Raw genomic sequence first — 13,214 nt, 5'->3', positions numbered from 1 at the left:
CTCCCAACTAGGAAGTGTTGCAATCACTCCTTGAACCCAAGCGAGAGAAGCGAGCAACAACCGTTGTCTCGGCGGACGTCGGTCAGACGGTCGTGCGGTCGCGGCCTTCCCAGAACGGCTTCCGCAGGTCCTTCTTCATGATCTTGCCGGTCGGGTTGCGCGGCAGTTCCTCGGTGATGTCGACACTGCTCGGGCACTTGTAGCGGGCCAGCCGCTCACGGCACCAGGCGATCAGTTCCTCCTCGGTCGCCGATCCCTCGAGTGAGACAACGGCTTTGACGGCCTCTCCCCACTTCTCGCTGGGAACGCCGATGACGGCCACCTCCACCACCGCCGGGTGCTCGGCCAGCACCCGCTCCACCTCGATGGAGTAGATGTTCTCGCCGCCGGAGATGATCATGTCCTTGAGCCGGTCCTCGACGAAGATGTAGCCGTCGGAGTCGATCCGCCCGATGTCGCCGGTGCGGAAGAAGCCGTCGGGGGTGATGGCGTCGGCGGTGGCGTCGGGGCGGTTGTGATAGCCCTTCATCAGCTGCGGTGTGCGGAACCACAGCTCACCCTGCTCGCCCTCGGGCACGTCCTCCATGGTGTCCGGGTTCACCACCCGCAGTTCGGCATTCGGGATGAGCGTGCCCGCGCTGACCAACCGCTCCGGGTGCTCGGTGTCGCGGTGTTCCCCGGGCATGAGGTGACTGATCACACCGCACACCTCGGTGAGCCCGTAGACCTGGATGAAGTCGGTTTCGGGCCAGGCCTCGAGCGCGGCCCTCAGCAGGGGCAGCGGCATCGGTGAGGCTCCGTAGCAGTACGTCTTCAGCGCGCCGAACAATTTGACGGCATCCTCGCCGGACTCGAGCACCTTGGCCAGCACGGCGGGCACCAGGAAGGTCCGGTTCGCACCCTTGAGGATCGCGCCGGCCAGCGATGCGCCGTCCACTTCGCGGGTCATCACGCTGGGCACGCCGTCGTGGATGCCGAACTGTACGTAGGACGATCCGCCGACGTGGAAGAGCGGCATCGACACCATGTTCTTGTCGCCGTCGTCGAAACCCCAGCCGTCGTGGGCGTTCACTGTGTGCGCGACGACGTTCGCCTGCGACAGCATCACGCCCTTGGGCCTGCCGGTGGTGCCCGAGGAGTACATCACGAGGCAGACGTCGTCGGGTTCGACGGCGTCCGCGCGTCCGGTCGGGGTGGCGGCGGCCAACAGGGCCTCGTACTCGTCGCCGTCGGCGCCGTCGGGCGTGAGCTCGACGAGGTGCTCCACCGAGAGCCGGTCGCGGATCTTCTCGATCGCCGGCCGCAGTTCGGCGCCGACGACGAGCACCGTTGCGCCGCAGTCGTTGAGGACGAAGTCCAGTTCGTCGCCGGCCAGCCGGAAGTTGATGATCGCGTTGGCGGCGCCGAGCGAGGCGGCCGCGAGCGTCAGTTCGACACCGGCCGGGTGGTTCTTGTCGAGGAACGCCACGACGTCGCCACGTCCGACGCCGAACCCGGTGAGCGCTCCGGCGAGCCGGCGGATCCGGTCGTTCCACTGGGCCCAGGTCCAGGACCGGTCGAGATACACGAAGGCCTCTTCGTCCGGTTTGACCTCGGCCCAGTATGCGGGCCGGTCGTCGAGGAAGCGCGGTGGCGGCAACTCAGGCATGGGCAAAGCGTGCCATGACAACCGTCGTTGTCAATCCTCTTTGGCCGAGTCGGCCGCGGCGGTCGCCGGGTTGTGGATTCGGCGCAGGCCCTTGCGGTCGTAGAAGCGGGTGACCACGGCACCGATCAGCAGACCGATCACCAGACCGACGGTCGTCATCACCAGCGAGTGGGTGAGCCCGGCGTCGGCGCGTCCGTCCAGATAGAGCAGCGCCCGGGCGCCGAGGAACACCTGATGCATCGGCTCGAACGTCGCCAGCCAGCCGAACACCTTGGGCGCCGCCTCCAAGGGGATCGTGGCTCCGTTCGAGGGCAGGCCGAGCATCACGAAGATGAACAGGTTGACGATCAGTCCCATCGAACCCAGTACCGACACCAGCGACGTCGCGGTGATGCCGACCGCCGCGATCGTGAACACCCCGTAGAGCCACAGCGTCAGCACATTCGGGATCGGCATCCCGAGGGCCGTCGCGATGCCGATGTAGGCGGCCGAGGTGAGCACCGCGAGGATCACCATGAACGCCCACTTGAGGACCAGGGTCCGGAACCGAGAGATGTTCACCTGTTCGGCGAACCGGTACACCGGGCCGAGCTCGGCCGGGATGTAGCCCAGCATGGAGTCGACCAGCGAGCTGACGATGATGCTGCCGGTGAACCCGGCGAGCAGCAGCAGCAGCGCGTAGTAGAACGCCGACAGCCCGTTGCCGGTGCCGCTCGGCAGCGGATTGTGGTCGTTGACCTGGATGTCGATCGGGCTGGACAGCGTCAGCGCCACACCGGCGGGCAGCGCGGCACCACCGCCGGCCTGGGTGACCTCGGCGGTGATCTTCTTGCCGATCGTGGTGTTGGCCTCCTGCACGGCCTTGCCCAGCGCGAGACCGGCGATGCTGCCGCCGAGTTCGCCTGCCCGTGGGTTCGTCGACACGGTGATCACCGGCCGGACCACCTCTCCCGGCCGGGCGGCGCCCGTCGCGAGTGCCTGCAGGCCGGCCGAGAAGTCGGCGGGTATCTGCACCACCCCGTACACCTGCGCGGAATCCAGCTGCCGGTCGGCTTCCTCGGCGGAGAGCACCCGCACGTCGAAGTCGTGCGAGTCGAGGCCGGACACCAGCCCGTCGGTGATCTGCTTGCCGTCGGGCCCCTGGTCCTGATCGACGACGGCCACCGGGAAGTGGTGCAGGTTCGAGGTCGGGTTGAGGATCCCGCCGAGATACAGGGCGGCCAACGCCGAGAAGACCACCAGCACAACGATGATCGGTTGCAGCCAGAACCTCGGTGTCCGGATGGTGGCGAGCGGATCGGGTGCGGCGTGCCGCGCGTGCTCGAGCGAGTGCATCGGGTCTCCTGTCATCGGGACGGCGGGCGGGCGCGGTCGTGTGGGCGGGGGCGCAGCAGGATGAGGGCGAGCACGATCGCGACCACCGGGACGGCGGCCATCATCAGGCTGAGGGTGTGGATGGCGTCGATCATGGCATCGGTCGCACCCACGACGACCTCCCTCGCGCGTTGCGGGTCGAGCACGTTGCCACCACCCACCGAGGACACCGACGTGCCGTGCGCGACCTGCAGTGCCTCGCGGGCTTGGGGCTCCGTGATCCCCGAACCCGCGAGCCGCTCCATGCCGTCCCGGAGGAACAACGTGGTGCCGACGAGCGCGAACACCGCAGGCCCGAGGGAGTAGCCGGCCTGTCCGACAGCGGATTTCACCGCGGACACCGAGCCGCCGAGATCGGCTGGCGCCGCCGACATCATGATCGTGGACTGCGGTGTCTGCACCACCGCACCGCCGACGGCGTTGAGCAGCACCGCGGCGAACAGCAGCCACATCGACGTCTTCTCGCCGACCGTCGCCAGCACCAACAGTCCGGCGAGCAACAACAACAGCCCGGTCACCAGCACCGCGCGCTCACCGAAGCGCGTCGCGGCCCGGCCCGAACCCGTCGCGGCGATCGCCTGCATCAGGGTCGCGGGCACCAGCAGCAGACCGAGCAACGCGGGCGACTCACCGCGCACCGACACCAGGTAGTACGCGAACAGGATCGTCGAGCCACCCGTGATGAAGTTGAACGCGGCGCCTGCGGTCACCGCGGCGTTGAACCGCCCCGACCGGAAGATGCGCAGATCGAGCGCCGGATCGGGAGCGGTCCGCTCGCGCAGCAGAAAGGCCGCGCCCGCAACGACACCCACCGCGATGGCGACGACGGCGTCGGTGTTCAGTCCGCGCTGCAGCCGCGAGATCCCGTAGACGAGCGCGAGCAGCGCCGCCGCGACCAGCGCCAGGCCCGGTATGTCCAGGCGACCGGGTGCGCGCGGCGTCTCGGGCACGTACCGCAAATGGATCACCAGCGCGATGACGGCCGCGACGGGCGCGACCAGGAAGCCCGTCCGCCAGCCCAGGTGTTCGGCCAGCAGACTGCCGATCGCGGGCATCGGTGTGGTGAGCGCGAAACCGGCGCCGAGATACAGCCCGATCGCCGCGGCTCGCCGTTCCGGCGGGAACACCGCGTTGATCGTCGCCAGCGAGAGGCCCAGCAGGAAGGCGAACGCCACCCCGGAGCCCGCGCGGGCTGCCATCAGCACCGCACCGGTCGGCGCGGCCGCGGCGAGGATGCCGAAGCCGATCGCCCCGAGCAGGCCGCCGGTGAACATCCGCTTCATGCCGTAGAGATCGCCGAGCGCACCGGCGCCGAGCACCGCCGCCGCCAGCGTCAGGGTGGCCAGGCTGGCGACGAAACTCGCCGTGCTCGGCGCCATCTCCAACCCGGCCCGGACCTCGGAGATGTTGGCCGACAGGATCGTCGGATCAGCCGCGGTGATGCTGTACCCCAGCCCCATCGCGATGACGGTCATCGTTGCCGCCAGGCCGGACACCGTCACCGGCGACTCGTCGCGCTGCGCGCCGGGCGCGGGTGAGGTCATCCCGTGTGTACCGGACGGCCTGCCAGATACGTTGTCCGGACGTCGAGATCGGCGATCTCCTCCGGAGGTACCGAGCGCGGGTCGGCCGAGAGCACCACCATGTCGGCGTACTTGCCCACCTCCAGCGAGCCGATCACGTCGTCGGAGAACAACTGCCAGGCCGCGTCGATGGTCTGGGCGCGGATCGCCTGATCGACGGTCAGCCGCTCCTCCGGCCCCAGCACCCGGCCACTCGGTGCGGTGCGGGTGACCGCGACGCTGATGTTGCGCAGCGGCTCCTCCGGCGTGACGGGCGGATCGTTGTGCAGCGAGATCCGCATGCCCGTCTTGACCGCGGAACCGCAAGGCATCCAGCGGTTCCCGTGTTCGGGGCCGAAGAGTCCGTCGACGATGACGTCGCCCCAGTAGTGGATCTGGTCGACGAAGATGCTGCAGGTGACCCCGAGGTCGTGGGCGCGCTGCAACTGTTCGTCACGGATCGCGCCGACATGCTCGAGCCGCAGCCGGTGATCGTCGCGCGGGTGCTTGGCCAGCAGGGCCTCGTACACGTCGAGGATGGTGTCGACGCCCGCGTCGCCCTGGACGTGACACGCCATCGGCCAGCCGAGCGGGAAGTAGGCCTCGACGATCTCGGTGAGCTGCTCGCGGCTGTAGTTGGCGTGCCCGCAGGAACCCGGGACCACGCCGATCGTGCGGGTCGCGTCGGTGTCGAGATAGGGGAAGGACAGATCGATGTTGCCGATCCACGGTGATCCGTCCACCCAGATCTTGATGCCCACCTGGCGGACGACGTCGTCACCATCTCCGGGAGTGACGGCGGTGTTCATCTCCGGGTTGGAGATCTCGTAGGTGCGCAACCGGACGGTCAGGTGGTCGCGCATCTGGTCCACCAGCGGCCGGAACACCGGGTCGAACGCCATCTCCGAACAGGTGGTCAGGCCGGCCTTGTTCAGCCGGGCGCATTCCGCGAGCAGCATCTGCGGGAAGTCGGCGATCGAGGTGGCTCCCGCCATCAGCGGGAACACCGCGCCGGTCTCCTCGGCGGTGCCGTCGAGCTCGCCGTTCTCGTCGCGACCGTATTTGGCGCCTTTCGGATCCGGGGTGTCGCGGTTGATGCCGGCGTTGCGACCGGCGACGGAGTTGAAGAACGCCTTGTGCCCGGAGTTGTGGATGATCACCAACGGCGTCTCCGGCGCGATGCCGTCCAACCAGGCCAGCGTGGGCTCCGGCAGGCCGGGCTGCAGCAGCGCGTCCCAACCCACCAGGTAGGCCCCCTCGTCGCCGCGCTTGTCGACCTCCGCGCGCACCATGGCGACGATCCCGTCGGCATCTGTGACGGTGACCGGCCGGATGTCGACCATCCGGTCGGACAGCACGACCGCCTCCATCAGCGGATGGCCGTGCGCCTCGACCAGGCCCGGCATCACGCAACCGGAGCCGATGTCGACGACCTCGGTGTCCGGGCCGATCCACGCGTCGATCTCGGCGCGGTCACCGACCGCGGCGATGCGGCCGCCCGATACGGCCAGCGCCTCGGCGGTAGGCTGCACGGGATTGACGGTGAGGACATTTCCGGTGATGACGAGGTCAGCTGCAGGCACCGGGTGATGGTAGCGGCAACGCCTTGACCTGCGGTGACGTTCATGCCCAACAGTCACCAAGAATTTGCTGAAAAATTCTTGCGCGCCATGTCGATTTTCGGGGGGTGCCGCTCGACGTATGTGCGAGGGCACGATGGAGCGGGCCCCTTCCACACCGAAGAAGGAGACGAAGAATTGGCGCGTTACATGCTGATCATGCGGTCCACCCCCGAGGCCGAGGCCGCGATGGCAGAGCTGGAGATCGACTTCAACGAGATCATCGAGTCGATGGGCCGGTTCAACGAGGAGCTCGTCAAGGCCGGCGTGCTGCTGGCCGGCGAAGGGCTGACCGGACCCGAGGAAGGCTTCGTCGTCGACTACAGCTCCGACCCACCGGTGGTCACCGACGGTCCCTACACCGAGGCCAAGGAGCTGTTCAACGGCTTCTGGATCCTCGACGTGTCGTCCAAGGAGGAAGCCAAGCAGTGGGCACAGAAGGTCCCGCTGGGCAAGGGCGTGAAGGTCGAGGTGCGCCGGGTGTCGGAGACCGACGAGTTCCCGCTGGACAATCCGTGGATCCAGAAGGAGATCCAGTGGAAGGCCGACCTGGCCGAGAAGATCGCGGCGCAGGCGCGGGCCGACGCCGACAAGTTCGCGAGCCGCTGAGGAACACGGCTATCTGGCGCGGATCCTGATGGGTCCGCGCCAGTCGGCGTCCGGGTCGAGAACCTCACCGCGCTGGGTGATCTCGACCTCGCCCTGCCGAGCCAGGTCGCGGGCCACCGCACGGGCGTCGTCCATCCGGTCACGCCAGTGTTCACCGCCGACGGCCCGCGCCGCATCCGAGGGGCAGGTGCTGCTGGACGGGCCGCGATGCACGGCGAGTGCGCGGATCGCGGACCGCAACCGCTCACGCATCGGACCGTCTGCCAGCGCCGCGCGGGCGTGATCGGCGGCCGGCGAACCGCCGTCGGCGATGCGCGAAAGCTCCGTCCGCAACGCGTCAGTCACGCCGTCCATGATCCCCGGTGGCCGGTAGCCACCGGGAACCGGACGATCAGAAGAAGGTCTGCGTGTTGGTGACGGTGCCGTTGTCGCACTTGATGGTGACGTTCCAGTTCGCGAACTTCGGGATCGCCGGGACGATGGCCAGATCGAACGTGCCGTTGGCGGGCAGCGGGAAGCTGCGCGAGTAACCGTCGGAGTCGTAGGTGCACTGCGAGGCGACGCCGCTGCGGTCGGTGATCCTGGCGGTCAGGCCGCCCACCCGCGGCGACCAGCTGACCGTCGGGCCCTGCTTGGGCGCCTCGGGCTTCGGCGCGGGCTTCTCTTCGGGCTTGGGCGCGGGCGGGGCGGCCTTGGCCACCCGGGATGCGGCGGCGGCGTTGTCGGTGGCCGCTTCGTCGCGGACCGACGGGATGACGCACACCTTGTCCCCCGGGCTGGCCTCGCGCCAGACGAAGCCCGACTTGCACGTCGGACTCCCGGGCACCGCGTTCCCTGCGGCCGCGGCGTTCTCTGCGGCGGTGCGTGACCGGACTCCCGGCGTGACGCAGACGTGGTCGCCCGCGAATGCCTCACGCCAGACGAACCCCGGGATACAGGCATCGGGTTGGGCCGCCGCCGTGGGCGCCAGCGCGATCGCCCCGCCCGCGGCGAGCAGCGCTGCGGCCAGCGGAGCGAGAGCTACGCGCTTTGCTTGAATCGTTGACATCTTGACCTCATCTCACGGGCATGACCCTCGCCAATGCCTCTACGTCGGGAATTGTGCGCCGCTGGACTGATCTTGCGGAAGCGAACAGAACGTTACGAATTTGCTCGCTTGAATACGCGAGTAGTCGAGTACTCCATCCGCGGCCGCGTGGCACTCCACTGCCGGCCGACGGCAACAACCGGGATCGCCTTCTGCATTTCTGGAACACGTTCTAGTCTGAGTGCCATGACCTCGGTTGCTGATTCCTCCCGCGAACTCTCGTCGGCCGAACGGCTGCGCCATCCGATCCACTCCGGGCACCTCACGGTGGGCGCGCTCAAGCGCAATCGGGACCGCCCGGTGCTGTTCCTCGGCGACACCACGATGACCGGCGGCCAACTCGCCGAGCGCATCAGCCAGTACATCCAGGCGTTCGAGGCGCTGGGTGCGGGCACCGGGGCGGCCGTCGGGCTGCTGTCGCTGAACCGGCCCGAGGTGCTGATGATCATCGGGGCTGGGCAAACTCAGGGCTATCGCCGCACGGCACTACACCCCCTCGGGTCGCTGGAGGATCACGCCTACGTGCTGTCCGATGCCGAGGTCACCGCGCTGATCATCGACCCCAACCCGATGTTCACCGAGCGCGCGCTGGGACTGCTGGAAAAAGTGCCGACGCTTCAGAAGATCCTCACCATCGGCCCGGTCCCAGAGGCGCTGGCGGACGTCGCGGTGGACCTCAGCGCCGAGGCAGCCAAGTACGAGCCGAAGCCACTGGTCGCCGCCGACCTGCCGCCCGACCACATCGGCGGGCTCACCTACACCGGTGGCACCACCGGAAAGCCCAAGGGCGTCATGGGCACCGTGCAGTCGATCACCACGATGACGACCATCCAGCTCGCCGAATGGGAGTGGCCGGAGCGTCCGCGCTTTCTGATGTGCACCCCGCTGTCGCACGCCGGGGCGGCCTTCTTCGTCCCCACGGTGGTCAAGGGCGGCGAACTCATCGTGCTGACGAAGTTCGACCCGGCCGAGGTGCTGCGGGTGATCGAGGAGCAGAAGATCACCGCCACCATGCTGGTCCCGTCGATGATCTACGCGCTGATGGACCACCCGGATTCGCACACCCGTGACCTGTCGTCGCTGGAGACCGTCTACTACGGCGCCTCGGCGATGAACCCGGTACGGCTCAAGGAGGCGATCCGCCGGTTCGGGCCGATCTTCGCCCAGTACTACGGCCAGTCCGAGGCACCGATGGTGATCACCTATCTCGCCAAGGGCGACCACGACGAGAAGCGGCTGACGTCCTGCGGCAGGCCGACGGTGTTCTGCCGCACGGCACTGCTCGGCGAGGACGGACAGCCGGTGCCGCAGGGCGAGGTCGGCGAGATCTGCGTGTCCGGGCCGCTGCTGTCCGGCGGGTACTGGAAACTGCCCGACGCCACCGCGGAGACGTTCCGCGACGGCTGGATGCACACCGGCGATCTCGCCCGCGAGGACGAGGACGGCTTCTGGTACATCGTCGACCGCACCAAGGACATGATCGTCACCGGCGGCTTCAACGTGTTCCCCCGCGAGGTGGAGGACGTCGTCGCCGAACACCCGTCGGTGGCCCAGGTGTGCGTGATCGGGACACCCGACGAGAAGTGGGGCGAAGCGGTCACGGCGGTGGTGGTGCTGCGGCCCGACGCCGCGACCGACGAGGACGCCGTCGCGACGATGACCGCCGAGATCCAGGCCGCCGTCAAGGAACGCAAGGGCTCGGTCCAATCGCCCAAGCAGGTCATCGTCGTCGACTCGGTGCCGGTGACCGCACTCGGCAAGCCCGACAAGAAGGCGGTGCGCGCCCAGTTCTGGGCGGGCGCCGGCCGCGCCGTCGGGTAGCAGCCGACTTTCGGCGTTTCGCCGATACCCGGGGCGGGTAAAGACTGGCCGACACACCATCGAGACAGGACACCTACCGCGATGACCGACCCGACCACCGCCGCAGCCGCGTCCCGCACCTCCACCCCCTCCGAGGCCCTCAGCACCTGGGCGCTCTTCCTCAGCATGATCGCGATCGTCGGGTTCGCGATGAGCATCGGCGCCTTCGGCCTCGACCGCATCGGCTTGTCGTTCGGCGCGGGTCTGCTGTCGCTGACCAGCTTCGTCGCCAGCATGTTCTTCTTCCATGCCGACGCCGAGGACCCCGCCGACTCCTGACGGTCCGCGCTAGCGTGGCGGAGTGCCGGACACCGACCTCCGCGAGACCGTCGACGCCGTCTGGAGGATGGAGGCGGCCAAGATCGTCGCCACGCTGACCCGGGTGGTCGGCGACGTCGGGATGGCCGAGGACCTCGCCCAGGAAGCGCTGATCGAGGCGCTCGTCCAGTGGCCTGAAGCCGGGGTGCCGCGCAACGCCGGCGCATGGCTCACCACCGTCGCCAAGCGCAAGGCCATCGATCAGTGGCGACGGCAGGAGTCGCTGGACGCCAAGTACGCCGTACTGGCCCGCGAGCTGGAGACCCACCTCGACGAACCGGCGTGGGACCCCGACCGCATCGACGACGACGTGCTGCGGCTGATGTTCATCTCCACTCACCCCGTGCTGTCACGGGAGAGCCAGATCGTGTTGACGTTGCGCGTGATCGGCGGTTTGACCACCGAGGAGATCGCGCGGGCCTTCCTCACCTCCAAGGCGACGATCGCGGCGCGCATCACGCGGGCCAAGAAGACGCTGGCCGCCGCAGAGGTGCCGTTCGAGGTGCCACCCCGCGACGAGTATCCGCAGCGGCTCTCCGCGGTGCTTGCGGTTATCTACCTGATTTACAACGAGGGCTACTCCGCGTCCTTCGGGCAGCGCTGGATCCGCGACGAACTGTGCAGCGAGGCACTGCGACTGGGCCGCGTGCTGGCGGCGCTCACGGATAATCAACCCGAAGTGCACGGACTGGTCGCGCTGATGGAATTCCAGTCCTCACGCTTCGCGGCGCGCACCGACACCGAAGGCCGGGCGATCCTGCTCGAGGACCAGAACCGGGCGAAATGGGACCGCGCGCAGATCCAGCGCGGCGTCGCGGAACTGCAGAAGGCCGCAGATGCCGTGCAGCGCAGGGGAACCGGCTGGGGACCGTACGCACTGCAGGCGGCGCTGGCCGAATGCCATGCCGTCGCGCCGACCGCCGGGGACACCGACTGGGCCCGCATCGTCACCCTGTACGACGGACTGATCCAGGTGGCCCCCTCCCCGGTCGTCGAACTCAACCGGGCGGTGGCCGTCGCGATGGCGTCCGGACCCGCCGAGGCGCTCGCCATCGTCGACGGCATCACCGGCCTCGGGGACTCCTATCTGCTGCCCAGCGTGCGCGGTGAGTTGCTGGCGCGGTCGGGTCGCCACGACGAGGCGGCCGAGGAGTTCGACCGGGCCGCGAAGCTGACCGACAACGAGCGCGAGCGGGACGTGTTGACCGACAAGGCAGCTCGGGCGCGGTCGGGCTGACGTAGCGGACTACGCTTCTGCGGATGCCCGTGCGGGCAGATGCTGGACCCGACTGGGAGAGTCGGGAGGTGGGCATGGTCGTTTCGGACACTGCGATCGACGTCGCCCTCACCTTGGCGACCCCGGTGCTCACCACCGCACTCGGCATCGTCGGCTTGACCGTCAGCGACTGGCGGCAGAAGCGGACCCAAGCGGGCCGCCTGAAGCACGCCTTTGAAGACGCCAACCGACAGGTCGCGTTCGCCACGGAGTGGTTGAAGGCGCGTGAGGCGGTGGTGACTGATACCGCAACGCTGGAAACGGCCCGCGCCGAGACCCTGGCCTGGCTCGACGACGCCTGGACGAAGGTGGCGCAGTCGAAGGCAGTTCAGGCCCAGAACAAGCCGCCTGTCACGCTGCGGCGATTGTTCCTTCTGTTCCCGATGCAGAGCGGGTTGGCGCGGCGGTTGCGCGCGGGGTACTTGTTTGTGTCAAGTTTCCTGCCGCTCTTCATCTTGGGGGCGGTCTACGGCTGGCTTACTCATGCCCAGCACGACTCGTCGCCGTATGTCGGGAGTTCGCACTTCTATCGCAACGTAGTCGGACTGGGTGTCGTGCTGTTGCTCAGCGCCGGTCTCCGCTCCTACGCGATTCACGCGGAGACGAATCGGCCGTCAGTTCATCACGGCGGGAAAGGCTTACGGCGCGCACTTCTCCTCTACAGGTTCCACCGGCCGGCTGCAAAGGTCGTCCGCATCCTCTTCTACCTCCTGCTCGCGCATACCTTTTCTTCGGTGGTCAGCACGACATTGATGGGCGTCGGCCCGAAGGAAGAACTCGCTCTGCACCTCGGGTTGATCGCCACCTACGTTGCCTGGACCGCCCTTCTCGCCATCTGGGCCGCCTCGCTGGAAGCCGCCGCGAGTCAGGCGCCCGGCACGCCGGTCCTGGCCGCCACCGAATCCGCCGACGCCGTGTCGAACACGTCGATGACGACGTCGGTGTCGCGGTAGCCGCCGATGTGGTGCAGGCCCGCGGTGGCGGCGATCACGTCGTTGGCGTGGTCGCCGCTCATCGGGTAGTCCTCGACACGGTGCCGCCAGTGCGCGGCGATCACGGTCGCGCCGTGTGACAGCAAGGGCACCTGCCGGTCGAGCACCGCCCGCAGGGTGGCCGGTTGCAGGTAGTAGCAGACCTCCGAGAGCACCACGAGATCGAATCGCGCCTGCGGCCATGGGCCGTCGATCGACTGGCGCAGCAGCGTCACCTGACGTCGGCGCTGCGCGGCGAGCAACCGGCGGTGCGTGGCGTCCAGCGCACCGCTCGCGACGTCGGTGGCCGTCACGTGGTCGCACCGGCCGGTCAGCAGTTCGGTGAGCACGCCGACCGAGCACCCAGGTTCGTACGCGTGCCGGTACCGCGGGTAGGGCAGCAGCGCCATCGTGATCGCGTACTTGCGGCGTTCGTACCACCTGCCCTGAAGCTGCCAAGGGTCGGCGGCCCGGGCGTACAGGCGCTCGAAGTAGTCGTCGGGGAGTCGCGACGTCACCTGAACACCACCTCTCCCACCGTCAGCAACCGCGCGAGCACGTACCGCGGCAGCACCGCTTCCTGCCCATTCGGCTCGAATTGGCTGCGGAAACACTGTGCCGCATCGACTTTACGCTGCGTTGCGGAGTGGGTCAGCGAAGTTCGGCGGGCCCTGTGCCACGGCACCGTGGCATCGCCCGGTTCGGCCCAGTGCCACATCCACACCGGATACTCCATCAGCACAGCACCGGTTCGGGAGGTCGCCTCGGCGGCCGCCCGGCCGACGGCCTCGTGGTCGGGGTGGCCGTCTCCGCGCCAGGTGGCCGCGCACCAGACGCCGGCCGGTTCGGCAGCCAGTACCTCGGTGAGTGCGTCGGCGAGTCGGGCCTGA

General features: G+C 68.4%; 12 protein-coding genes and 1 pseudogene. 5 read left to right on the top strand and 8 right to left on the bottom strand.

The window, feature by feature from the left end:
• Positions 1 to 82: 82 nt before the first annotated feature.
• From Q2100_RS15600 to Q2100_RS15585, 4 genes are read right to left on the bottom strand one after another with little or no spacing between them, the layout of a single operon-like run.
• Positions 83 to 1,648, bottom strand: a complete 1,566-nt coding sequence (locus Q2100_RS15600) for a long-chain-fatty-acid--CoA ligase (protein ID WP_302914814.1) — start codon at positions 1,646 to 1,648, stop codon at positions 83 to 85.
• A 30-nt stretch (positions 1,649 to 1,678) separates the two neighbouring features.
• Positions 1,679 to 2,983: a YhgE/Pip domain-containing protein gene (locus Q2100_RS15595; RefSeq protein ID WP_302914813.1), complete on the bottom strand. Its 1,305-nt coding sequence runs from the start codon at positions 2,981 to 2,983 to the stop codon at positions 1,679 to 1,681.
• 11 nt (positions 2,984 to 2,994) lie between these two features.
• Positions 2,995 to 4,566, bottom strand: a complete 1,572-nt coding sequence (locus Q2100_RS15590; protein WP_302914812.1) for an MFS transporter — start codon at positions 4,564 to 4,566, stop codon at positions 2,995 to 2,997.
• On the bottom strand, positions 4,563 to 6,167 hold the full coding sequence (locus Q2100_RS15585) for an amidohydrolase (protein ID WP_302914811.1): 1,605 nt from the start codon (positions 6,165 to 6,167) through the stop codon (positions 4,563 to 4,565). Before Q2100_RS15585 ends, Q2100_RS15590 begins: the two co-directional genes overlap by 4 nt.
• 174 nt (positions 6,168 to 6,341) lie before the next feature.
• Here Q2100_RS15585 and Q2100_RS15580 point away from each other — a divergent pair, with 174 nt between their 5' ends.
• Entirely contained in the window at positions 6,342 to 6,812 is a 471-nt protein-coding gene (locus Q2100_RS15580; protein WP_264014799.1) for a YciI family protein, read from the top strand.
• Between the two features lie 9 nt (positions 6,813 to 6,821).
• Here Q2100_RS15580 and Q2100_RS15575 read toward each other — a convergent pair whose 3' ends face one another.
• A complete protein-coding gene (locus Q2100_RS15575; protein ID WP_302914810.1) occupies positions 6,822 to 7,157 on the bottom strand; it encodes a DUF3253 domain-containing protein in 336 nt (111 codons plus the stop codon).
• A gap of 46 nt (positions 7,158 to 7,203) precedes the next feature.
• The gene (locus Q2100_RS15570; protein ID WP_302914809.1) at positions 7,204 to 7,860 is read right to left on the bottom strand and encodes a hypothetical protein; all 657 of its coding nucleotides are present in this window, start codon (positions 7,858 to 7,860) and stop codon (positions 7,204 to 7,206) included.
• Between the two features lie 225 nt (positions 7,861 to 8,085).
• Here Q2100_RS15570 and fadD8 point away from each other — a divergent pair, with 225 nt between their 5' ends.
• The 4 genes from fadD8 to Q2100_RS15550 all read left to right on the top strand — a co-directional run bounded on the left by fadD8 (position 8,086) and on the right by Q2100_RS15550 (position 12,306).
• Complete coding sequence (gene fadD8, locus Q2100_RS15565) at positions 8,086 to 9,720, top strand: fatty-acid--CoA ligase FadD8 (protein WP_302914808.1); 1,635 nt, start codon at positions 8,086 to 8,088, stop codon at positions 9,718 to 9,720.
• An 81-nt stretch (positions 9,721 to 9,801) separates the two neighbouring features.
• The gene (locus tag Q2100_RS15560) at positions 9,802 to 10,038 is read left to right on the top strand and encodes a hypothetical protein (RefSeq protein ID WP_264014795.1); all 237 of its coding nucleotides are present in this window, start codon (positions 9,802 to 9,804) and stop codon (positions 10,036 to 10,038) included.
• A 67-nt stretch (positions 10,039 to 10,105) separates the two neighbouring features.
• A complete protein-coding gene (locus Q2100_RS15555; protein ID WP_302914815.1) occupies positions 10,106 to 11,314 on the top strand; it encodes an RNA polymerase sigma factor in 1,209 nt (402 codons plus the stop codon).
• A gap of 68 nt (positions 11,315 to 11,382) precedes the next feature.
• Positions 11,383 to 12,306, top strand: a complete 924-nt coding sequence (locus tag Q2100_RS15550) for a hypothetical protein (protein WP_302914807.1) — start codon at positions 11,383 to 11,385, stop codon at positions 12,304 to 12,306.
• Here Q2100_RS15550 and Q2100_RS15545 read toward each other — a convergent pair.
• A complete protein-coding gene (locus Q2100_RS15545) occupies positions 12,219 to 12,842 on the bottom strand; it encodes an SAM-dependent methyltransferase (RefSeq protein ID WP_302914806.1) in 624 nt (207 codons plus the stop codon). The two genes, Q2100_RS15550 and Q2100_RS15545, sit on opposite strands and share 88 nt — an antisense overlap.
• Positions 12,839 to 13,214: pseudogene (locus Q2100_RS15540) on the bottom strand (PIG-L deacetylase family protein); the annotation flags it as partial. The gene Q2100_RS15545 and the pseudogene Q2100_RS15540, both read right to left, overlap by 4 nt.

The organism is Mycolicibacterium arseniciresistens (genome assembly GCF_030519285.1).
Lineage (GTDB): Bacteria > Actinomycetota > Actinomycetes > Mycobacteriales > Mycobacteriaceae > Mycobacterium > Mycobacterium arseniciresistens.
This window is presented reverse-complemented; position numbering and strand designations above follow the sequence as displayed.